This is a genomic window from Enterobacter sp. E14S (assembly GCF_055666685.1).
The window spans coordinates 63823-84030 of sequence record NZ_JBVODQ010000007.1 but is presented as its reverse complement, the minus strand read 5'-3'; the positions used below and the strand labels follow the sequence as shown (position 1 = coordinate 84030).

At 60.5% G+C, this 20208-nt stretch carries 22 protein-coding genes; 12 read left to right on the top strand and 10 right to left on the bottom strand.

Annotated elements, in window-relative coordinates:
- Nucleotides 1–6 precede the first annotated feature (6 nt).
- Nucleotides 7–1431, top strand: a complete 1425-nt coding sequence (locus tag ACZ6J2_RS15210; protein WP_471726087.1) for a 6-phospho-beta-glucosidase — start codon at nucleotides 7–9, stop codon at nucleotides 1429–1431.
- A 58-nt stretch (nucleotides 1432–1489) separates the two neighbouring features.
- Here the strand turns inward: ACZ6J2_RS15210 and hycI are convergent, their stop codons facing one another.
- The 9 genes from hycI to hycA form a co-directional block, all read right to left on the bottom strand.
- Nucleotides 1490–1945 (bottom strand): hydrogenase maturation peptidase HycI, encoded by a 456-nt coding sequence (gene hycI, locus ACZ6J2_RS15205; RefSeq protein ID WP_471726086.1) that lies wholly within the window; start codon nucleotides 1943–1945, stop codon nucleotides 1490–1492.
- Entirely contained in the window at nucleotides 1938–2348 is a 411-nt protein-coding gene (locus ACZ6J2_RS15200; RefSeq protein WP_471726085.1) for a formate hydrogenlyase maturation HycH family protein, read from the bottom strand. Before ACZ6J2_RS15200 ends, hycI begins: the two co-directional genes overlap by 8 nt.
- Nucleotides 2345–3112 (bottom strand): NADH-quinone oxidoreductase subunit B family protein, encoded by a 768-nt coding sequence (locus tag ACZ6J2_RS15195; RefSeq protein ID WP_021241938.1) that lies wholly within the window; start codon nucleotides 3110–3112, stop codon nucleotides 2345–2347. The genes ACZ6J2_RS15200 and ACZ6J2_RS15195 overlap by 4 nt, the downstream gene beginning before the upstream one ends.
- The gene (locus tag ACZ6J2_RS15190; protein ID WP_471726084.1) at nucleotides 3112–3654 is read right to left on the bottom strand and encodes a formate hydrogenlyase complex iron-sulfur subunit; all 543 of its coding nucleotides are present in this window, start codon (nucleotides 3652–3654) and stop codon (nucleotides 3112–3114) included. The genes ACZ6J2_RS15195 and ACZ6J2_RS15190 overlap by 1 nt, the downstream gene beginning before the upstream one ends.
- 9 nt (nucleotides 3655–3663) lie before the next feature.
- Entirely contained in the window at nucleotides 3664–5373 is a 1710-nt protein-coding gene (locus ACZ6J2_RS15185; RefSeq protein ID WP_471726083.1) for a hydrogenase large subunit, read from the bottom strand.
- A gap of 15 nt (nucleotides 5374–5388) precedes the next feature.
- Nucleotides 5389–6312 (bottom strand): respiratory chain complex I subunit 1 family protein, encoded by a 924-nt coding sequence (locus ACZ6J2_RS15180; RefSeq protein WP_471726082.1) that lies wholly within the window; start codon nucleotides 6310–6312, stop codon nucleotides 5389–5391.
- Nucleotide 6313: 1 nt separating this feature from the next.
- Nucleotides 6314–8128: a formate hydrogenlyase subunit 3 gene (hycC, locus tag ACZ6J2_RS15175; RefSeq protein WP_471726081.1), complete on the bottom strand. Its 1815-nt coding sequence runs from the start codon at nucleotides 8126–8128 to the stop codon at nucleotides 6314–6316.
- Entirely contained in the window at nucleotides 8125–8733 is a 609-nt protein-coding gene (locus tag ACZ6J2_RS15170) for a 4Fe-4S dicluster domain-containing protein (RefSeq protein ID WP_023308971.1), read from the bottom strand. Before ACZ6J2_RS15170 ends, hycC begins: the two co-directional genes overlap by 4 nt.
- Nucleotides 8734–8803: 70 nt before the next feature.
- Nucleotides 8804–9268 carry a formate hydrogenlyase regulator HycA gene (hycA, locus tag ACZ6J2_RS15165; RefSeq protein WP_471726080.1) on the bottom strand — a complete coding sequence of 155 codons (465 nt, stop codon included), beginning with the start codon at nucleotides 9266–9268 and terminating at the stop codon, nucleotides 8804–8806.
- 211 nt (nucleotides 9269–9479) lie between these two features.
- Between hycA and hypA the strand changes: the two genes are divergently transcribed.
- The 10 genes from hypA to ACZ6J2_RS15115 all read left to right on the top strand — a co-directional run bounded on the left by hypA (nucleotide 9480) and on the right by ACZ6J2_RS15115 (nucleotide 19407).
- On the top strand, nucleotides 9480–9830 hold the full coding sequence (gene hypA / locus ACZ6J2_RS15160; RefSeq protein WP_032660317.1) for a hydrogenase maturation nickel metallochaperone HypA: 351 nt from the start codon (nucleotides 9480–9482) through the stop codon (nucleotides 9828–9830).
- A gap of 3 nt (nucleotides 9831–9833) precedes the next feature.
- Nucleotides 9834–10697: a hydrogenase nickel incorporation protein HypB gene (gene hypB, locus ACZ6J2_RS15155; RefSeq protein ID WP_471726079.1), complete on the top strand. Its 864-nt coding sequence runs from the start codon at nucleotides 9834–9836 to the stop codon at nucleotides 10695–10697.
- A complete protein-coding gene (locus ACZ6J2_RS15150) occupies nucleotides 10688–10960 on the top strand; it encodes a HypC/HybG/HupF family hydrogenase formation chaperone (RefSeq protein WP_061097260.1) in 273 nt (90 codons plus the stop codon). The genes hypB and ACZ6J2_RS15150 overlap by 10 nt, the downstream gene beginning before the upstream one ends.
- A gap of 2 nt (nucleotides 10961–10962) precedes the next feature.
- Nucleotides 10963–12084 carry a hydrogenase formation protein HypD gene (gene hypD, locus ACZ6J2_RS15145; RefSeq protein ID WP_471726077.1) on the top strand — a complete coding sequence of 374 codons (1122 nt, stop codon included), beginning with the start codon at nucleotides 10963–10965 and terminating at the stop codon, nucleotides 12082–12084.
- Nucleotides 12081–13091 carry a hydrogenase expression/formation protein HypE gene (hypE, locus tag ACZ6J2_RS15140; protein WP_471726076.1) on the top strand — a complete coding sequence of 337 codons (1011 nt, stop codon included), beginning with the start codon at nucleotides 12081–12083 and terminating at the stop codon, nucleotides 13089–13091. Before hypD ends, hypE begins: the two co-directional genes overlap by 4 nt.
- Nucleotides 13092–13147: 56 nt before the next feature.
- Nucleotides 13148–15220 (top strand): formate hydrogenlyase transcriptional activator FlhA, encoded by a 2073-nt coding sequence (gene flhA, locus ACZ6J2_RS15135; protein ID WP_471726075.1) that lies wholly within the window; start codon nucleotides 13148–13150, stop codon nucleotides 15218–15220.
- A 153-nt stretch (nucleotides 15221–15373) separates the two neighbouring features.
- The gene (gene eitA / locus ACZ6J2_RS15130) at nucleotides 15374–16372 is read left to right on the top strand and encodes a siderophore ABC transporter substrate-binding protein EitA (protein WP_471726074.1); all 999 of its coding nucleotides are present in this window, start codon (nucleotides 15374–15376) and stop codon (nucleotides 16370–16372) included.
- Nucleotides 16372–17409, top strand: coding sequence for a FecCD family ABC transporter permease (locus ACZ6J2_RS15125; RefSeq protein ID WP_471726073.1), 1038 nt, complete (start codon nucleotides 16372–16374; stop codon nucleotides 17407–17409). The genes eitA and ACZ6J2_RS15125 overlap by 1 nt, the downstream gene beginning before the upstream one ends.
- A complete protein-coding gene (eitC, locus tag ACZ6J2_RS15120) occupies nucleotides 17409–18170 on the top strand; it encodes a siderophore ABC transporter ATP-binding protein EitC (RefSeq protein ID WP_471726072.1) in 762 nt (253 codons plus the stop codon). Before ACZ6J2_RS15125 ends, eitC begins: the two co-directional genes overlap by 1 nt.
- A 16-nt stretch (nucleotides 18171–18186) precedes the next feature.
- A complete protein-coding gene (locus ACZ6J2_RS15115) occupies nucleotides 18187–19407 on the top strand; it encodes an MDR family MFS transporter (protein ID WP_471726071.1) in 1221 nt (406 codons plus the stop codon).
- A gap of 5 nt (nucleotides 19408–19412) precedes the next feature.
- On the opposite strand, the gene ACZ6J2_RS15110 is transcribed toward ACZ6J2_RS15115, so the two are convergent.
- Complete coding sequence (locus ACZ6J2_RS15110) at nucleotides 19413–19757, bottom strand: nitrous oxide-stimulated promoter family protein (RefSeq protein ID WP_048979264.1); 345 nt, start codon at nucleotides 19755–19757, stop codon at nucleotides 19413–19415.
- A 175-nt stretch (nucleotides 19758–19932) separates the two neighbouring features.
- Between ACZ6J2_RS15110 and ACZ6J2_RS15105 the strand changes: the two genes are divergently transcribed.
- Nucleotides 19933–20163, top strand: a complete 231-nt coding sequence (locus ACZ6J2_RS15105) for a SymE family type I addiction module toxin (protein ID WP_023333217.1) — start codon at nucleotides 19933–19935, stop codon at nucleotides 20161–20163.
- The last annotated feature ends 45 nt before the right edge of the window (nucleotides 20164–20208 follow it).

Here is a 20208-nt window from a genome sequence, read left to right as displayed (position 1 = left end):
GTAAGAATGTCTGTTTTTCCACAAGGATTTTTATGGGGCGGCGCGCTTGCCGCCAACCAGAGTGAAGGTGCTTACCGTGAAGGCGGCAAAGGACTGACGACGGTCGATATGATCCCCCACGGCGCGAATCGCCTGGCGGTGAAGATCGGTAAGGAAAAGCGTTTTTCGCTGCGTGACGACGAGTTCTACCCGAGCCACGAAGCGATTGATTTTTACCATCGCTATAAAGAAGACATTGCCCTGATGGCGGAGATGGGCTTTACGGTGTTCCGCACCTCCATTGCCTGGAGCCGCCTCTACCCGAACGGCGACGAACCGCTGCCGAACAAAGAGGGCATTGCCTTCTATCGCGCGGTGTTCGAGGAGTGCAAAAAGTACAACATCGAGCCGCTGGTGACGCTCTGCCACTTTGACGTGCCGATGCACCTGGTGACGGAATACGGCTCCTGGCGCAACCGTAAGATGGTCGATTTCTTTGCCCGCTACGCCCGCACCTGCTTTGAAGAATTTAACGGGCTGGTGAAATACTGGCTGACCTTCAACGAAATCAACATCATGCTGCACAGCCCGTTCTCCGGCGCGGGGCTGGTGTTTGAGGAAGGCGAAAACGAAGACCAGGTGAAATACCAGGCCGCACACCACGAGCTGGTGGCAAGCGCGCTGGCGACCAAAATCGCCCACGAGGTGAACCCGGAAAACCAGGTGGGCTGCATGCTGGCGGGCGGCAATTTCTATCCGTACTCCTGCAAGCCGGAAGACGTGTGGATGGCGCTGGAGAAAGACCGCGAGAACCTGTTCTTTATCGACGTGCAGGCGCGCGGCAGCTATCCGGCCTACTCAGCCCGCGTGTTCCGCGAGAAAGGCGTGGTGATTGTGAAAGATCCGGGCGACGATCTACTTCTGAAAAACACCGTCGACTTTGTTTCGTTCAGCTATTACGCCTCGCGCTGCGCGTCGGCGGATATGAACGCGGGGAATACCAGCGCGGCGAACATCGTGAAGTCCCTGCGTAACCCGCATATTCAGGTGAGCGAATGGGGCTGGGGCATCGACCCGCTCGGCCTGCGCATCACCATGAACATGATGTACGACCGCTACCAGAAGCCGCTGTTCCTGGTGGAAAACGGCCTCGGGGCGAAGGACGTCATTGATGAAAACGGCGAGATCAACGACGACTACCGCATCAGCTACCTGCGCGAGCACATCCGCGCGATGGGCGACGCGATTGAGGACGGCGTGCCGCTGATGGGCTACACCACCTGGGGCTGCATCGACCTGGTGGCGGCCTCGACGGGCGAGATGAGCAAGCGCTACGGGTTTGTGTACGTTGACCGCGACGACGCCGGAAACGGCACGCTGGATCGCAAGCGCAAGAAATCGTTCTGGTGGTATAAGAAGGTGATTGCGAGTAACGGGGCGGATCTCGAGTAGCCTGTTGCCCTCACCCCGGCCCTCTCCCACAGGGAGAGGGAGAGGGGTTTGGCACTGCTCAGAGCTGAGAAAAACCTCCGTCCCCAACCCACCCAGCAAGCCGTGAATAGACCACTTCCACCGCCTCTTTCACCGGCGGCGTCATCGGGTAATAAAACCCAACGATGTCCGGCTGAATTCCCAAAAACAGCACCTCGCCCACGTCGTCTTTAATCTGATCGACCAGGTAGTTCAGCGGCATATTGTGGGTGGTCATCATAAACATCTCGGCGATGTCGTCCGGGTCAATCAGGCGGATCTCGCCGGGGTTAAGCCCCATATCGGTGGCATCGACGATTAACAGCCTCTCCGGGCGCAGCTCGCGGATGGCGACCACGTCGTTTTCCGGCGCGCTGCCGCCGTCAATCACCACCCAATTGCCCTGCGGATTCGCGGCGCACATCTCTGCCAGCAGCGGGCCCGCGCCGTCGTCGCCCATCATGCTGTTGCCGACACACAGTAAAACGTCAGTCACGTAATCTCCTCACCATCAGGTAGATGGCGCTCTCCTGATGAATATCGTGCAGCATGCCGAGCAGCGTTTTGCTCCACGCCTGCTGCTCGGGGGTTTGCCTGGCGAGCGCCGCGTCAAAGGCGTTGGCGAGCATCGCAATGTGGTTGGCGTCGATGACGATCTCGCCGTACTTCGGCACGCCCTCCATTTTGCGCCGCGCCGTGCTGCCCTCCTCCAGCGTGGCGGTCCACGCCAGGTACTCGGGCCACGGGCAGCTCAGCGCCGCCTCCAGGCAGTCAATCACCCCGAGGTGGTGCCCAATTGCCAGGCTGTAATAGACCACCTGCTGCGCCGCATCCGGCGTGGCATCGTTCTCATCAATAAACTTACGGCTCAGCTGGCTGAACACCACCGTTTCACTCATCGGATACGCGCCTCATCCACGATGCTGTTCAGGTTCGCCACGATCTCATTGAGGCGCGGATCGTTCTCGGCCTCCAGCCAGCGCGCCACCTGATGGTCGCCCTGGCTCAGCAGGCGCAGATAATCGTCAGCAATCTGGCGGCCATAGCGATAGCCCGCCAGCCTGCGCGCCGTGCGGTCAACCTTCACACGCAGCGGCTGCACCATGTCCGGATGCAGAATGGCCGCCGGCTGGTTGTCCAGCTCACCCGGCTCGCGCGCGTGGATTTTTTGCTCCAGCAGCCCGAGCGCCATGGCAAAACCGTACAGCGTCGCGGCAGGGGTCGGCGGGCAGCCCGGAATGTAGACGTCCACCGGCACGATTTTGTCGGTACCGCCCCAGACGCAGTAGAGGTCGTGGAAGATGCCGCCGCTGTTGCCGCAGGCGCCGTAGGAGATGCAGATTTTCGGATCCGGCGCGGACTGCCAGGCGCGCAGCGCGGGGGATCGCATGGCGCGGGTGACGGCCCCGGTAAACAGCAGGATGTCCGCATGACGCGGGGACGGCACCACCTTGATGCCGAAGCGCTCCGCGTCAAACAGCGGCGACAGCGTGGCGAAGATCTCAATCTCGCAGCCGTTGCAGCCGCCGCAGTCCACGCGGTAGACGTAGGCCGAGCGTTTGATTTTTTTCAACAGCGACGCCTTCATGCTGGCGATGGATTCGTCCACCGTCATCGGCACCGGAATGCCGTTAGCGTCGCGCGGGCCGAGTAAATTTTCCATCAGCTGGCCTCTCTCATATGGCGGGTGATATCAATGCGGTCGGACGGCAGCAGGCACTTCTGACGCTTGCACTCCGGACAGGTTTCAAAGCTTTCGCGGTGATGCTCCGCGCGGGCGTCGCCGTTGTGCTGCAGCAGCGCAATGGCGTAGTCGATCTCTTTTTGCACGGCGAACGGGCGCCTGCAGACGCGGCAGCTGCACAGGTCAAAGCGCGACTGCTGCAGAAAATCCTCTTTCTTCCACACCGCCAGCTCGAATTCCTGCGACAGGCGAATGGCGACCGTCGGGCAGACCTCCTCGCAGCGGCCGCAGAAGATGCAGCGCCCGAGGTTAAACTGCCAGGCCAGCTCGCCGGTTTTGAGATCCGTTTCAACCGTTAAGGCGTTCGACGGACAGGCGTTGACGCAGGCCGCGCAGCCGATGCACTGCTGCGGGTTGTGCTCCGGCTTGCCGCGAAAGTTTTTATCCACCGGCATCGGCTCCAGCGGATAGCTGCTGGTCTGCGTGCCGGTTTTGATCGCTTTTTTGATAAAGGTAAACATGGCGAGTCCTTATTTCAGCGGCGAGTTTTTACGCTCGATGCTGTAGCGCTCAAGCTCTTTGTACGGCACCACCTGGCTTTTCTTCTTGCGCACGTCCACAACGGTCATGCGGTCGGTGCAGGAGTAGCACGGGTCGAGGCTGCCGATGATCAGCGGCGCATCGGAGACCGTGTTGCCGCGCAGCATATAGCGCAGGGTTGGCCAGTTGGCGTAGGTGGCCGCGCGGCAGCGCCAGCGGTAGAGCTTCTGGTTGTCGCCGGTCATGCTCCAGTGGATGTCGTCCCCGCGCGGCGCTTCGGCAAAGCCGAGGGCAAAGCGGTTCGGAATGTAGGTGAAGCCTTCCACCATCAGCGGACCTCCGGGCAGGTTATCGAGGCCGAAGTCGATCATGTTCAGGGCGGTGAACACCTCGTTGATGCGCACCTTGAGGCGCGAGATGACGTCGCAGCCCTGCTCGCTGTGCACGGTCATCGGCAGCAGGCCGTAGCCGACGAACGGGTGATCGGCACGCGTGTCGCGGGCGTGGCCGCTGGCGCGCACCATCGGGCCGACGTTGCTGAAGTCGCGGGCGATTTCCGGGTCAAGGCGGCCGATGCCGACGGTGCGCTGCTCGATGTTTGGCGTGCTGAGCAGCATATCCACCAGCTCCTGCACGTCGCGGCGCATCTGCTGCGCCAGCTGGCGGGTCTGGATCATATCGTCCTTCAGCAGGTCGCGGCGGATCCCGCCGATCAGGTTCAGGCCGTAGGTTTTACGCGCCCCGGTGAGGATCTCCGCCATCTTCATTGACGCTTCACGCACGCGGAAGAACTGCATAAACCCGGAGTCAAAGCCGACGAAGTGGCAGGCCAGGCCAAGGTTCAGCAGGTGCGAGTGCAGACGCTCCACCTCCAGCAGAATGGCGCGGATCATCTGCGCGCGCTCCGGCACCACGATCCCCATGCCGTTCTCCACCGAGGTGGTGTAGGCGGTGCTGTGGGCGAAGCCGCAGATACCGCACACGCGGTCAGAGAGGAACGTCACCTCGTTGTAGCCCATGCGGGTTTCCGCCAGCTTTTCCATGCCGCGGTGGACGTAGAACAGGCGGTAGTCGGCGTCGATGATGTTTTCGCCGTCGACAAACAGACGGAAGTGGCCCGGTTCGTCTGAGGTGACGTGCAGCGGGCCGATCGGCACCACGTTGTTCTTCTTGCTGCCCAGCTCGTTGATAAACTCGTAGGTTTCGCTGTCGGTGGTCGGCGCCGGGCGCTGGCGGTAGTCCATGCTGTCTTTGCGCAGCGGATAGAGTTCGTCCGGCCAGTCGTCCGGCAGCACCAGGCGGCGTTCGTCCGGCAGGCCGACCGGCACCAGGCCGTACATGTCGCGCACTTCGCGCTCGCCCCAGACGGCGGCGGGCACGCGCGGCGTGACGGACGGGTATTCCGGCTTAGCCGGGTCGACTTCCACGCGCACGGTGAGCCAGCACTTTTCGCCCTGCTCCATCGACATCACGTAGTACACGGCGTAATTGCCGCACAGCTGACGCTCGTCGTTGCCGAACAGTACCGACAGCCAGCCGCCCTGCTGGTAGTACAGAAACTCGACCACTTCCGGCAGAGAGTTCACCTTGATGGTGACGGTTACCTGGTCTTTGGTTTGCCAGGACTCCTCCAGCACCACGCCGGGGAAAGCCTGATGCAACGCGGCGAGATACTGCTGACCTTTCTTTTCTTCAGACATAAATACTCTCTTTAATCACGCCACCAGCAAGGAGACGAACGCTAAAAATGCAAAACCAAAACCGGCCCAGGTGATGCGCGACGTTTCCACAAAACGCAGGCGCGCCATGCTGTTTTCAAACAGGGCAATCACCAGCACGCCGACCAGCAGCTTGAGGGCGGCAACCACGACGGCCAGCACCAGACCGCCTGCGGAGAAGTGCGTCATCTGCCCCCACGGGAAGAAGACGCCGACAAACATCTGCAGCACCACCAGCTGTTTGAGGCTGATGCCCCACTTCAGCACCGCGAATCCATAGCCGCTGTACTCGGTAAGCGGCCCTTCCTGCAGCTCCTGCTCGGCTTCCGCGAGGTCGAACGGCAGTTTGCCCATCTCAATAAACGTCGCGAACGCGCAGGCGCACAGCGCCAGCACCAGTGGGATCGAGCGCGCCACCGGCCAGTGGTAAACGGTGTGGGTGATAAAGCTGATGTGGGTAGAACCCTCGACCTGAGCGGCGACCCACAGCCCCAGCAGCAGGATCGGCTCCACCAGCACGCCGAGCATTGCCTCGCGGCTGGCACCGATGCCGGTAAACGGGCTCCCGGTGTCCAGGCCCGCAATCGCAAAGAAGAAGCGGGCGATGGCGAAGAGGTAAATCAGCGTGATCAGATCGCCAAGCACGGGCAGCGGCGACGCCACCGTCACCACCGGCAGCGCGGTGGCGATGGTCAGCATCACGCCCACCATCACAAACGGCGTCAGGCGGAAGACCCAGCCTGCGGCATCCGGCGCGACGCTCTGACGGGAGAGCAGCTTGAAGAGATCGCGGTATTCCTGAAGCACCCCAGGCCCGCGACGGTTGTGCATCCGGGCGCGCGCCACGCGCGTGATGCCCGACAGCAGCGGCGCAGCGGCGAACAGCACCAGCGCCTGAAGAATTGCCAGTAACAGACTCATGTCAGGCTCCTCGTGAAATCACAATGACCACCAGCACCGCCAGCTCGATGACCGCCAGACGGCGGAACAGCGCGGGTGCGGCGGCACTCTGCCAGCCGGGTACCCAGCCCACCGGGTTCAGCCAGTGGCGCAGCTTCAGCACGGCGGCGAAGTTCTCCTTCACCGGCATGGCGAAACCGTGGGCGGTGATGACCATCGACTGTTCGTGTTCGTAGCCGCAGGCCCACGCCGCACCGCGCGAGCGGGAGGCGAGCCGGTCGCGTTTGAAGAACAGCATCAGTACGAACGGCAGCAGCGGTGCGCCAATCAGCAGCAGCGCGATCATGGGCTGAGAGACGGTGGTATTCGCCACGGTCAGCGGCAGCGGAATGGCGTTGCCCAGCAGCGGCAGCAGCCACGGCGCGGCGACGCCGCCCGCGATGCAGCACAGCGCCAGCGCGACTACGCTCACGCCCATCAACATCGGTGCGCAGCAGGCATTTTCAGCTTCGCGGGTGCGCGGCGCGCCGAGGAAGGTGACGCCATAGACTTTCGCCATGCACATCACCGCCAGCGCCCCGGTAATCGCCAGCCCGACCGCCAACAGCGGGCCGAGCAGGCGCGCGATAAAGAGATCGCTCTGACCAAGCGCGAAGAAGGACTGATAGATCACCCACTCCCCGGCAAAGCCGTTCAGCGGCGGCAGCGCGGCCATTGCCATCAGCCCGACCAGCATGGCGAGCGAAATGACGGGCATCTTTTTGCCAATCCCGCCCAGCTTTTCGATATCCCGATGACCGGTGCGGAACCAGACGCTGCCCGCGCCGAGGAACAGGGTGCTTTTAAACAGGCTGTGGTTGACGAGGTGATACAGTCCGCCGATAAACCCGGCGGCAATCAGCGTCGGATGATTGAGCGCCAGCCCGGTCACGCCCGCGCCAATGCCGAGCAGGATGATGCCGATATTTTCAAGGGTGTGGTACGCCAGCAGGCGCTGGATATTGTGCTCCATCAGCGCGTACAGGCCGCCGACGAACGCGGTGATCATTCCGGCGACCAGCAGCACGACGCCCCACCACAGCGGCGGCTGTCCGCCGGTCAGCGTAATCGCCAGAATCCCGAACAGCCCCACTTTCATCACCACCGCAGAAAACAGCGCGGCGGCGGGCGCGGAGGCATTCGCATGCGCCTGCGGCACCCAGCCGTGCAGCGGGATGATGCCAGCGAGCAGGCCAAAGCCGAGCACGCCCAGCAGCCAGACGTCGTTCCCCAGCGGATGGCCGTTGAGCGCAGCGAAGTCCAGCGTGCCAAAGCGGTGCCACACCAGCCAGCAGGCCAGCGCCAGCAGCAGCGTCCCGAGGCGTCCCAGCGCAAACCACAGCTTGCCGGAGGCGCTGCAGCCGGTCAGGAACACGCCGCACAGCGCCATGATTTCCGCCATCACCACCAGCGCACCGAGGTTGCTGGCAATAACGGTGCAGACCGCCGCCGCCATCAGCAGGTTAACCAGCAGGCCGTTAGCCCTGACGTGCGGATGGCGGTGCCAGTCGATATTGAACAGGCTGATAAACAGCCCGCACAGGCCAAACGTCACCAGCCAGATGGCGTTCAGGGGCGTGATCGCAACCGTGTGGCGAATCAGCGGCATCACGGCCTCTGCGGACTGGCCGCCGAGCAGGACAACGCCGCCTGCCGTTAGCGTCATCAGGCTAGCAACCGCCCCGCCGAGCCCGGCGATCGCGCCGCTGAGCGTTTTATAGAATGAGAAGATCAGCGCCAGAACAGCGGCGGCAGCAAAACAGGCTACCGCGCTGGTAATCATCATCGCCGCGTTCATTTCGCCCCCTCGTTAAGCGCCTGTAGCAGAGAAAGGTCGCCAAAATCACTGTTGATGGTCAGCTCGCGTTTACGCTTGCTGGTACGGGCGATGTCGCGAATGTTAACCAGAATCAACGCCTTAGTCGGGCAGGTGCGCACGCAGGCCGGGCCCTGCTCATCGAAGCTGCACAGGTCGCATTTCACCGCAACGGCACGGATGCCGGGCACCCAGTCCAGCAGCGTGCTTACGCGTGCAGGCGCCGGGGGCGCGGGCGGGGCTTTTGGCGAGTTGGCGTTCGCCGGAATATGCAGCGGACGGCTGCCGGAAAATTCAATCGCGCCGAACGGGCAGGCAATGCCGCACAGCTTGCAGCTTACGCACAGGCTTTCGTTCAGCTGGACAGCGCCATCAACGCGGGTGATGGCATTCACAGGGCAGACGCCCGCGCAGGGGGCGTCTTCACAGTGATGGCAGAGCTGCGGGGCAGACTCTTTTTCATTACGCATGACGTGCAGGCGCGGCATGGACTGCAGCCCATGCAGGCGATGCGTTTCCGAGCACGCCGCCTCACAGGTTCGACAGCCAATACAGACCGTCGAGTCGGCAATTACAAAACGGTTCACCGGGTTATCCTCTGGTGATAGTCATTTTTGACGAAAAACTGTCTTGTCGACACTTCTCGACACGCAGGAGTCAGGCCACCTTCGCTGAGGCATTTCCATCCATCAGCTGCTTCAGGTTGACCGGGAGATCGTGCTCAACGGCGGCGTACAGGCCGTTATAGACCGGCGCTATTTTTTCCAGATAGTGCTCCAGCACCTGCTGGCGATCGCGGTTGCTGACGTGGCCGTCCACCATGCCGTCGGCCATCAGCTGCGCCTTCGCAATACACTGTTTTTCGCCGTCTTTTGTCTCGAGGTGGTACTCAATGGTGTGGCTGTTGAAGTTATCCGCCAGGGTAACGTTGATGATGAAATGGCCGAACAGGACGAAGCGCATGTCGCCCTGCGCCGCGCAGCTCATCGCGTGGTGAAGACGCGCTTTCGAGAGGGTTATGCCCTGAACCAGAGAGTTGCAGTAGAGGTGCCACTGGTCCTGCAGCTGCTGATGACGCTGCGCGATGTAATCCGCTTTTTCGCTGATTTCCCAAATAGTCATAGAAGGTATCCGTTTAATGGAGATAGCGGCTGTTAAGCAGATTCCATGCCAGTTTTTATCCTTCTGATTTTAAATAGATTTACTTACAAAACCGCTGTCAACGCCGCGGTGTCGACGTGTCATTTCGACAGCGTTGACATCGTCACGCCTTAACAAAAATCAAGCTGGCACCGTTATTGCATTCAATGGCGCAATTCATTGAGGAGGCGTCATGCACGAAATCACCCTCTGCCAGCGGGCTCTGGAGCTTATCGAACAGCAGGCAGTGCAAAACCACGCGAAGCGCATCACCGGCGTCTGGCTGAAGGTCGGGGCGTTTTCCTGCGTCGAGACCAGCGCCCTGCATTTCTGCTTTGAGCTGGTGTGCCGCGGCACGCTGGCGGAAGGCTGCGAACTCCATATTGAAGAGCAGCAGGCGGAGTGCTGGTGCGAGCAGTGCCAGCAGTACGTCACCCTGCTGTCATCAAAGGTTCAGCGCTGTCCGCAGTGTCAGAGCACCGGTCTCCGCATCGTGGCGGACGACGGCATGCAGATCCAACGCCTCGAAATCGAGAAGGAGTAAAGTATGTGTAGCACCTGCGGTTGCGCCGAAGGCAACCTGTATATAGAAGGGGATGAACACCGTCCCCATTCCGCGTTTCGCTCCGCGCCCTTTTCCCCTGCCCCGCGTCCTGCTGCGGCTTTAACCGGTATCACCTTCGCCCCGCAACGCTCCGCTGTGGGCGATCTGCACTACGGCCACGGCGAAGCGGGTACCCACGCGCCGGGCATCAGCCAGCGCCAGATGCTGGAAGTGGAAATCAACGTGCTGGACAAAAATAACCAGATCGCCGCCCGCAACCGCGCGCGCTTTGCCGCCCGCAAACACCTGGTGCTGAACCTGGTCTCCAGCCCCGGCTCCGGCAAAACCACGCTGTTAACGGAAACGCTCAAACGCCTGAACGGGCGCGTCTCCTGCGCGGTGATCGAAGGCGACCAGCAAACCGTTAACGACGCGGCGCGCATTCGCGAAACCGGCACCCCGGCGATTCAGGTTAATACCGGCAAAGGCTGCCACCTGGATGCGCAGATGATTGCCGACGCCGCCCCGCGCCTGCCGCTGGCGGATAACGGCATTCTGTTTATTGAAAACGTCGGCAACCTGGTCTGCCCGGCGAGCTTCGACCTGGGTGAACGGCATAAAGTCGCGGTGCTTTCGGTGACCGAAGGCGAAGACAAGCCGCTGAAGTACCCGCATATGTTTGCCGCCGCGTCCATCATGCTGCTGAACAAAGTCGACCTGCTGCCGTACCTGAACTTCGACGTGGATAAGTGCCTGTCCTGCGCCCGGGAAGTGAACCCGGAGATTGAAATCCTGCTGGTATCCGCCACGCGCGGCGACGGCATGGACGCCTGGCTGAACTGGCTGGAGAGTGAACGATGTGCATAGGCGTACCGGGACAAATCCATTCGATTGACGGGAACCAGGCCAAAGTGGAGGTCTGCGGCATCCTGCGCGACGTCGACCTGACGCTGGTGGGCAGCACCGATGAAACGGGCGCTTCGCGTCTCGGCCAGTGGGTGCTCGTCCACGTGGGGTTTGCCATGAGCGTGATTAACGAAGCGGAAGCCCGCGACACGCTCGATGCCCTGCAAAACATGTTCGACGTGGAGCCTGACGTGGGCGCGCTGCTGTACGGCGAGGAGCGTTAGCCATGCGTTACGTTGATGAATACCGCGCGCCGGAGCAGGTGCTGCAGCTTATCGGGCACCTGAAAACGCGCGCGGCGCTGATGGACTACACGAAAGAGAGACCGCTGCGGATCATGGAGGTGTGCGGCGGACACACACACGCCATCTTCAAATTTGGCCTCGACCAGCTGCTGCCGGAGAACATCGAGTTTATCCACGGCCCCGGCTGCCCGGTGTGCGTACTGCCGATGGGGCGCATCGACAGCTGTATTGAAATTGCCAGCCAGCCCGACGTCATTTTCTGCACCTTTGGCGACGCGATGCGCGTGCCGGGCAAAAACGGCTCGCTGCTGCGGGCGAAAGCGCGCGGGGCCGACATCCGGATCGTCTATTCGCCGATGGATGCCCTGACGCTGGCAGAGGACAACCCCACCCGCAAGGTGGTGTTTTTTGGCCTGGGGTTTGAAACCACCATGCCCGCCACCGCCATCACGCTGCAGCAGGCGAAAGCGCGCGGCGTCGGGAATTTTTTCTTCTTCTGCCAGCACATTACGCTCATTCCCACGCTGCGCAGCCTGCTGGAAGAGCCGGGAAACGGCATTGACGCCTTTCTGGCACCGGGGCATGTCAGCATGGTAATTGGCACAGACGCCTACGGTTTTATCGCTGAACAGTACAATCGTCCGTTAGTGGTCGCTGGTTTCGAACCACTTGATCTACTGCAAGGTGTCACCATGCTGGTTGAGCAGAAAATAGCGGCCCTGAGTACCGTGGAAAACCAGTACCGCCGCGTGGTGCCGGATGCGGGAAATGAACGGGCACAGCAGGCGATAGCCGACGTGTTTAGCGTCGAAGGCGACAGCGAATGGCGTGGTCTGGGGCTGATTGCCGAATCCGGCGTTCGCCTGACGCTGGCCTATCGCGCGTTCGACGCCGAAGCGCATTTCCGCCCGCAGCCGCAGCAGGTTTGCGACGATCCCCGGGCCCGCTGCGGCGACGTGCTCACCGGTAAATGCAAACCGCATCAATGCCGGTTATTTGGCAATACCTGTAACCCGCAAACGGCGTTTGGCGCGCTGATGGTCTCCTCCGAAGGGGCGTGTGCCGCGTGGTATCAGTATCGCAACCAGGAGAGTGAAGCATGAATACGGTTGAAATGGCGCACGGCAGCGGCGGACAGGCGATGCAGCAGCTGATTAACCGGCTGTTTATGGAAGCCTTCAACAACCCCTGGCTCGCCGAACAGGAAGACCAGGCGCGCATTGACCTCGCCACCCTCACCGCGCAGGGCGACAGGCTGGCGTTCTCCACCGACAGCTACGTGATTGACCCGCTGTTCTTCCCCGGTGGTGATATCGGCAAGCTCGCCGTCTGCGGCACGGCCAACGACGTGGCGGTCAGCGGCGCTATTCCGCGCTACCTCTCCTGCGGGTTTATCCTCGAAGAGGGATTACCGATGGAGACGCTCACGACAGTGGTCAACAGCATGGCGCACACCGCGCGCGAGGCGGGGATAGCTATCGTCACCGGCGATACCAAAGTGGTGCAGCGCGGCGCGGCCGACAAGCTGTTTATCAACACCGCCGGCATGGGCGCGATCCCCGCCGATATTCACTGGGGCGCGCAGCGGCTTAGCGAGGGCGACGTGCTGATCGTGACCGGAACGCTGGGCTGCCACGGGGCGACCATCCTTAACCTGCGCGAAGGTCTGGGGCTGGATGGCGAACTGCGCAGCGACTGCGCGGTGCTCACCCCGCTGATCCAGACGCTGCGTGCCGTGCCCGGCGTGAAAGCCCTGCGGGACGCGACGCGAGGCGGCGTGAACGCCGTGGTCCACGAATTTGCGGCAAGCTGCGGGTACGGGATTGAACTCACCGAGCGCAGCCTGCCCGTTAAGCCTGCCGTTCGCGGGCTTTGCGAACTGCTGGGCCTTGACCCGCTCAACTTCGCCAACGAAGGCAAACTGGTGATTGGCGTTGAACGCGCGGCCGCGGAAGCCGTTCTTGAACAGCTGCGGGCTCATCCGTCAGGAAAAGAGGCTGCGATGATTGGTGAAGTGGTTGAGCGCAAAGGGGTGCGACTGGCCGGGCTTTATGGCGTAAAACGCACGCTGGATCTGCCGCACGCGGAACCCTTACCCCGTATTTGCTAGGCCGCGCCACAAGCGGCCAGCATGGATTTTTTTGCTCGTTTCTACTGGAAAGCACTATGCCGTATACACCGATGAGCGATCTTGGACAGCAGGGCCTGTTTGACATCACGCGCACACTTTTACAGCAGCCCGATCTCGGCGCGCTGAGCGATGCCCTGACGCGGCTGGTCAGGCAATCGGCGCTGGCGGACAGCGCCGCGATTGTGCTCTGGCATAGCGGAACGCAGCGCGCGAGCTACTACTCGACGCGTGATAATGGCAAAACGTTTGAATACGAAGACGAAACGTATCTGGCGCACGGCCCGGTGCGCCGCATACTCTCCCGGCCTGAAGTGCTGCACTGCAACTTTGCGGAGTTCCGCCAGGCGTGGCCGAAGCTGGCGGAGAGCGACCTCTATCAGCCTTTCGGGCACTACTGCATGCTGCCGCTGGCGGCTGAGGGCCAGATTTTTGGCGGCTGCGAGTTTATCCGCACGACTGACCAGCCCTGGAGCGAGGCGGAATACGAGCGCCTGCACACCTTTACCCAGATCGTGGCCGTCGTCGCGGAGCAGATCCAAAGCCGCGTCACCAATAACGTCGATTACGACCTGCTGAGCCGCGAGCGCGACAACTTCCGCATTCTGGTCGCCATCACCAACGCCGTGCTCTCCCGCCTGGACATGGACGAGCTGGTCAGCGAAGTCTCGAAAGAGATCCACCACTATTTCAAAATCGACGCCATCAGCATTGCACTTCGCGGGCATCGCAAGGGCAAGCTGAACATCTACTCCACGCATTATCTCGATGAAGCCAACCCGGCGCACGAGCAGAGCGAGGTGGACGAAGCGGGCACCCTTTCCGAGCGGGTCTTCAAAAGTAAAGAGATCCTTCTGCTCAATCTGAACGAGCAGGACCCGGTCGCGCCGTACGAGCGGATGCTGTTTAACACCTGGGGCAATAAAATTCAGACCCTGTGCCTGCTGCCGCTGATGTCCGGCAACACCATGCTGGGCGTGCTGAAGCTGGCGCAGTGCGAGGAGGGCGTGTTTACCACCGCCAATCTGAAGCTGCTGCGCCAGATTGCCGAGCGTATTTCCATCGCGCTGGATAACGCCCTCGCCTATCAGGAAATTCATCGCCTGAAAGAGCGGCTGGTGGATGAGAACCTGGCCCTGACCGAACAGCTCAACAACGTGGACAGCGAGTTTGGTGAAATCATCGGGCGCAGCGACGCCATGTACAGCGTGCTTAAGCAGGTTGAGATGGTGGCGCAAAGCGACAGCACAGTGCTGATTCTGGGCGAAACCGGCACGGGCAAAGAGCTGATAGCCCGCGCCATTCACAACCTGAGCAACCGCAACAGCCGACGTATGGTGAAGATGAATTGCGCCGCGATGCCTGCGGGACTGCTGGAAAGCGATCTGTTCGGCCACGAGCGCGGTGCATTCACCGGGGCCAGCAGCCAGCGGCTGGGCCGTTTTGAGCTGGCGGACAAAAGCTCGCTGTTCCTCGACGAAGTGGGCGATATGCCGCTGGAGCTACAGCCGAAACTGCTGCGCGTCCTGCAGGAGCAGGAGTTTGAGCGCCTGGGCAGCAACAAGCTTATCCAGACCGACGTGCGGCTGATTGCCGCCACCAACCGTGACCTGAAAAAAATGGTCGCCGACCGCGAGTTTCGCAGCGATCTTTACTATCGTCTGAACGTCTTCCCGATCTTCCTGCCGCCGCTGCGCGAGCGCCCGGAAGATATCCCCCTGCTGGTCAAAGCCTTTACCGCGAAGATCGCGCGCCGGATGGGGCGAAACATCGACAGTATTCCTGCCGAGACGTTGCGCACCCTTTCATCGATGGAATGGCCCGGCAACGTGCGCGAGCTGGAAAACGTCATCGAACGCGCGGTGCTGCTGACGCGCGGTAGCGTGCTGCAACTCTCCCTGCCTGAGGTTACGCTTCCTGACGTGACCGCGCCCGCCGCGGAAACAGCAAAAGAGGGAGAAGATGAATATCAGCTCATTATGCGCGTGCTGAAAGAGACCAACGGCGTGGTCTCCGGGCCAAAAGGTGCGGCCCAGAGACTGGGGTTAAAACGCACCACTCTGCTGTCTCGCATGAAGCGGCTTGGGATTGATAAAGAGAGCCTGGTTTAAGTCCGCATTCCGGCGGTGTTTTTCTTACACCGCCTTTTGTTCCCCTGCGCAATTGTCCCTCATTGACACCAAATCGTTTCCTCTGTATAAAATTCCGCCTTAATAATGAGTTTCATTTGCAACAACAATAATATTAATGAAGGGTAGCGTTTCATGAAAAAGGTCATCTGCGCGTTAGGTCTGGCGATTGCGTCGGTCGGTTCTGCTCTGGCAACCACCTATCCCCTGACGATTGAAAACTGTGGCTATAAAGAGACGTTCACCAAAGCGCCGGAACGCGTCGTGGCCCTGGGTCAGAACACCGTCGAAATTTTGCTCCTGCTGGGCCTGGAAGATAAGGTGAAGGCCAGCGCCTTCTGGCCGACCAAAGTGCTGCCGCAGCTGGCTGAAAAAAATGCAAAAATCAAAACCCTGACGGTAGAAATCCCGACGCTGGAATCCATCCTTTCGCAAAATCCCGATTTTGTTCCAGCCCAGCTTCCTCTGCTGCTCGGGCCGGAAAGTAAGGTCGCAAAACGTGAAGATCTGGCCACCGTCGGCGTGAACAGCTATTTATCACCAGGCATGTGCGCCACCAAAAAGGCAGCAGGCGATATGTACGGCAGCCGCCAGACGCTGTGGGATATGACGTACCTTTATAAAGAGATTGAAGATTTCGCGAAGATTTTCAACGTTGAAGCGCGCGGCCAGGCCGTCATTGCCGATTTCAAAAAACGCGAGGCCGACCTGCGTAAGGAATTTGGCAAGAGTAAAAAAGACCTTTCGTTTGTCTTCTGGTTCTCCAGTTCGTCCCCTTCTGCTGACGCCTACGTCGGCGGTAAAAATAGCGCCTCCGGTTTTATTGCCAACGTGCTGGGCGGCCATAACGCCATTACCGCTGAGACCGAATGGCCAACCGTAGGCTGGGAAAGCATTATCGCCGCGAACCCGGACGTGATTGTTGTCTCCAGCCTGGATCGTAACCGCTGGGCGCTGGATAACGCGGAAGAGAAAATCAAATTCCTGAAAAGCGATCCCGCCGTCAGCCAGCTGGACGCGGTGAAGAAAGGCCATATTGTGGTGATGGACGGCCAGGCGATGAACCCGACGATCCGTACGATTTACGGGGCTGAGCAGGTCGGCGAACAGCTCAGAAAGCTGGGGCTGAACTGATGACGGCAGCCGTACTTCAGGCCCGACAGGGCCTGTTCCTGACCACCTCTGCTCTGCTTGCCGTCGTCCTGCTGTTGCTAGTCATCGCCCTCGGCGTCAGCGTCGGCGAGCTGTCCATCCCCCTGGCTAACGTGTTTTACGCCATCAGCAATAAAATGGGGCTCACCGAGGTTCCGCTCACCCGCATCTATGAGAGCGTGATCTGGGACTTTCGCCTGAGCCGCGCGCTGGTGGCGGCCTGCTGCGGCGCGGGGCTGGCCATCTGCGGTGCCGTATTGCAGAGCCTGCTGAAGAACGCCCTGGCGGAACCTTACGTGCTCGGCGTGTCGGCAGGTGCCTCAACCGGGGCGGTGTCGGTCGTCGTATTGGGGATTGGCACCGGTGCGGTGTCGCTCTCTGCGGGCGCGTTTGCCGGGGCGTTCGCCGCGTTTGCGTTTGTCGCATTTCTGACGAACGGCGCGCGCGGGGGAAATGAACGTACCATTCTGGCTGGCGTTGCCGCCTCACAGCTGTTCAACGCCATTACTGCCTACACCATCAGCACCTCCGCCAGCGCCCAGCAGGCGCGCGACGTGATGTTCTGGCTGCTGGGCAGCTTCAGCGGCGTTCGCTGGCCTGAATTCCAGCTGGCGCTGGTGGTGGTGGTGACTGGATTAGCCGTTTGCCTCTACTATTCCCGGGCGCTGGATGCCTTCACGTTCGGTGATGACGCCGCCGCCTCTTTAGGTATTGCCGTCCCGTGGGTACGCCTGACGCTCTTTACCACTACCGCGCTGATTACCGCGACGATTGTCAGCATGGCGGGCTCAATCGGCTTTGTCGGGCTGGTGGTGCCGCACGTGATGCGTTTCCTGTTCGGGCCGCTGCACCGCACGCTGCTGATTGCCAGCGCGCTGGCAGGGGCGATCCTGATGGTGCTGGCAGACATTGCCTCGCGCATGCTGATTGCGCCGCAAAGCCTGCCCGTCGGCGTGGTCACCGCGCTGGTTGGCGTGCCTTTCTTTGCCGTGATTATCTACCGTTCAAGGAATAAGTGATGAGTATCTGCGCTGAAAATATTACCTGGAAGGTCGGCAAAAAGGTCATCGTTAACGACGTCTCGCTGAAGGTGTCACGGGGCGAAACGGTAGGGCTGCTTGGCCCTAACGGCTGCGGTAAATCGTCTCTTTTACGGATCCTCGCGGGGCTTCGTCGCCCGGATGCTGGACTCGTCACTCTGGACGGGCAGGACATCTCCCGCATCGCCAAAAAGCAGCTGGCGCGCCGGGTCGCCTTCGTGGAGCAGCACGGCATGACGGACGCCAACATGCGCGTGCGGGACGTGGTGAAACTCGGGCGTATTCCGCACCACTCCGCTTTTTCCAACTGGAGCAACCACGATGACGAAACCGTCACCGCCGCACTGCAGCGCGTGGATATGCTGGATAAAAGCGACCAGGGCTGGCTGAGCCTCTCCGGCGGAGAGCGCCAGCGGGTACATATTGCCCGCGCGCTGGCTCAGACCCCAACGGAAATCCTGCTGGACGAACCGACCAACCACCTGGACATTCATCATCAGATACAGCTGATGCAGTTGATCAGCGAATTACCGGTCACCAGCATTGTCGCTATCCACGATCTCAACCACGCCTCGATGTTCTGCGACTCGCTGATTGTTATGCAGAAAGGGCAAATTGTGGCGACGGGGACACCGCAGGACATCTTATCCGAGTCTTTGTTGTGGGATGTCTTCCGGGTCAAAACCAAAATCGAGATCTCGCCGTTCCATGGCAAAAAGCACATCCACTTTATCGTTTAGGGGCGAGTGAACGACGATGCCCCTTCGCCCTGCCGCCACGCTCTGGCCGCCCGTCTTACTGGGTAGCCAGTTTGTTTTCAACATTGGCTTTTACGCCGTCGTTCCCTTCCTGGCGATATTTCTGCGCGATGACATGCTGCTCTCCGGCGGACTGATCGGGCTGATCCTGGGCCTGCGTACCTTCTCGCAACAGGGGATGTTTATCGTTGGCGGTGCCCTATCGGACCGGTTTGGCGCGAAAGTGATTATCCTCAGCGGCTGTATTGTTCGTGTTTCAGGCTATCTGCTGCTGGCCTTCGGGGAATCCCTGTGGCCGATTATTCTGGGCGCGTGTCTGACGGGCGTTGGCGGCGCGTTATTTTCTCCCTCAATTGAGGCACTGCTGGCAAAAGCGGGCACCCACAGCGAGGCAAAAGGCAAACGCAGCCGCGCGGAGTGGTTTGCGCTCTTTGCCGTCTGCGGAGAGCTCGGCGCGGTACTGGGCCCGGTTGCTGGCGCCCTGCTCACCGGCCTCGGCTTTCGTCAGGTGGCGCTGGCGGGAGCAGGCGTCTTTGTCATTGCGCTAGTGGTGCTCTACTTTTGCCTGCCTGCTGCTGGCCACCGTTCACAGACGCTGAAAATACAGCCCTGGTGGACAACGTTCCGCCAGGCGCGCTTTGTCGCCTTTATCATTGCCTACAGCTCGTGGCTGTTAAGCTATAACCAGCTTTATCTGGCGCTGCCGGTGGAGATCCAGCGTTCTGGCGGTAACGAGAAAGATCTCGGCCCGCTTTTTATGCTGGCCTCCGTTCTGATCATCACCTTACAGCTGCCGCTGGCGCGCTTCGCCCGTCGTGTGGGCGCGGTGAGAATTTTGCCGGTGGGATTTTTGCTGCTCTCCGCCGCCTTTGCGAGCGTGGCAATGTTTGCGTCGACGGCACCACCAGAGGGCTGGCTGCGCCTGCTGCCTTCCGTCTGTTTTGTGACGCTGTTGACGCTGGGACAGATGCTGCTGGTGCCATCGGCTAAAGATCTGATCCCCCGGTTTGCGGAGGAATCCACGCTTGGCGCGCACTACGGCGCACTCGCCACCGCCGGAGGCATAGCGGTACTGGCGGGAAACCTGGTGTTTGGCAGCCTGCTGGACCGCGCGCTGGTGCCCTCAACGCAGGCGATGTACCCCTGGCTGCTGCTGGCCCTCTTCCCGCTCTGCAGCGCGCTGGCCCTGAAGGTGATTTGCCGCCCGCTGAGACGCTGAACCGCTCACTTTTTCGGACGGTACTTTTCCGGCAGTTCCGGCACGGGACGGCGGTCATCCATCAGATGGCGAACGGTAAGAATAGGATGACGCCATAACATACGCGGGCCTGCCCAGCGCATAACCTGCTTCATCTCTTCACGTCTGGCAGGCTGGTAACAGTGTACGGGGCACTGCTTGCAGGCCGGCTTTTCCTCACCGAAAACGCATTTATCCAGGCGCTTATCGGCATACGCATTGAGCGCCTGATAATACCCTTCCTCCTGAGAGGCCTGTGGACACTGCTTTTCATACAACGCGATCATTTTCGCGATGGTCTCTTTTTCTCGTGAGATGCGTTTACCGGACATAGCGGATTACCGAATAATAAAGTGCATCGATAATACACCTTTCAACACTGGATTTCAGCGGTTGCATTTCGTTTCCTGAAGGCTGATTCCAGTTTTAGCCCTGCACCGGCGAACAATCACTGGTATTTTATACAGGCATCAGAAATGACCTTTGTCCATGTTGTCTGGAGACCCTATGCAAGAGCTCACGATCGGCAAACCCTATCGCCATTTGAAAGTGGGATATTTTAGAAAGCGCCATGAAGACCGCAATACCAAAATACCGAAGCGCTACAGCGTACATGCGGCGCTGAGCTTAAAAGGTGACTGGCTTGAAAAGGCCGGGTTTACGACCCATTCCCGAGTCAGGGTGGGCGTGGAGCATGGAAAAATTGTCATCGAATTAATGGCGGAAGATGCCTCGTAAAGCCACGACATTTTTCTGCGCCGGACCTTTTTTTCATGCGACAAT

Excerpts from the sequence above, each read along its gene's own strand:
- ACZ6J2_RS15110 (WP_048979264.1), bottom strand. The coding sequence starts at position 19,757 with ATGTCCGGTAAACGCATCTCACGAGAAAAAGAGACCATCGCGAAAATG.
- hypA (WP_032660317.1), top strand. The coding sequence starts at position 9,480 with ATGCACGAAATCACCCTCTGCCAGCGGGCTCTGGAGCTTATCGAACAG.
- ACZ6J2_RS15105 (WP_023333217.1), top strand. The coding sequence starts at position 19,933 with ATGCAAGAGCTCACGATCGGCAAACCCTATCGCCATTTGAAAGTGGGA.
- ACZ6J2_RS15190 (WP_471726084.1), bottom strand. The coding sequence starts at position 3,654 with ATGTTTACCTTTATCAAAAAAGCGATCAAAACCGGCACGCAGACCAGC.
- ACZ6J2_RS15115 (WP_471726071.1), top strand. The coding sequence starts at position 18,187 with ATGCCCCTTCGCCCTGCCGCCACGCTCTGGCCGCCCGTCTTACTGGGT.
- ACZ6J2_RS15125 (WP_471726073.1), top strand. The coding sequence starts at position 16,372 with ATGACGGCAGCCGTACTTCAGGCCCGACAGGGCCTGTTCCTGACCACC.
- hycC (WP_471726081.1), bottom strand. The coding sequence starts at position 8,128 with ATGAACGCGGCGATGATGATTACCAGCGCGGTAGCCTGTTTTGCTGCC.
- ACZ6J2_RS15210 (WP_471726087.1), top strand. The coding sequence starts at position 7 with ATGTCTGTTTTTCCACAAGGATTTTTATGGGGCGGCGCGCTTGCCGCC.
- flhA (WP_471726075.1), top strand. The coding sequence starts at position 13,148 with ATGCCGTATACACCGATGAGCGATCTTGGACAGCAGGGCCTGTTTGAC.
- eitA (WP_471726074.1), top strand. The coding sequence starts at position 15,374 with ATGAAAAAGGTCATCTGCGCGTTAGGTCTGGCGATTGCGTCGGTCGGT.
- ACZ6J2_RS15185 (WP_471726083.1), bottom strand. The coding sequence starts at position 5,373 with ATGTCTGAAGAAAAGAAAGGTCAGCAGTATCTCGCCGCGTTGCATCAG.
- hypD (WP_471726077.1), top strand. The coding sequence starts at position 10,963 with ATGCGTTACGTTGATGAATACCGCGCGCCGGAGCAGGTGCTGCAGCTT.
- ACZ6J2_RS15180 (WP_471726082.1), bottom strand. The coding sequence starts at position 6,312 with ATGAGTCTGTTACTGGCAATTCTTCAGGCGCTGGTGCTGTTCGCCGCT.
- ACZ6J2_RS15200 (WP_471726085.1), bottom strand. The coding sequence starts at position 2,348 with ATGAGTGAAACGGTGGTGTTCAGCCAGCTGAGCCGTAAGTTTATTGAT.
- ACZ6J2_RS15150 (WP_061097260.1), top strand. The coding sequence starts at position 10,688 with ATGTGCATAGGCGTACCGGGACAAATCCATTCGATTGACGGGAACCAG.
- ACZ6J2_RS15195 (WP_021241938.1), bottom strand. The coding sequence starts at position 3,112 with ATGGAAAATTTACTCGGCCCGCGCGACGCTAACGGCATTCCGGTGCCG.
- hycA (WP_471726080.1), bottom strand. The coding sequence starts at position 9,268 with ATGACTATTTGGGAAATCAGCGAAAAAGCGGATTACATCGCGCAGCGT.
- hypB (WP_471726079.1), top strand. The coding sequence starts at position 9,834 with ATGTGTAGCACCTGCGGTTGCGCCGAAGGCAACCTGTATATAGAAGGG.
- eitC (WP_471726072.1), top strand. The coding sequence starts at position 17,409 with ATGAGTATCTGCGCTGAAAATATTACCTGGAAGGTCGGCAAAAAGGTC.
- hypE (WP_471726076.1), top strand. The coding sequence starts at position 12,081 with ATGAATACGGTTGAAATGGCGCACGGCAGCGGCGGACAGGCGATGCAG.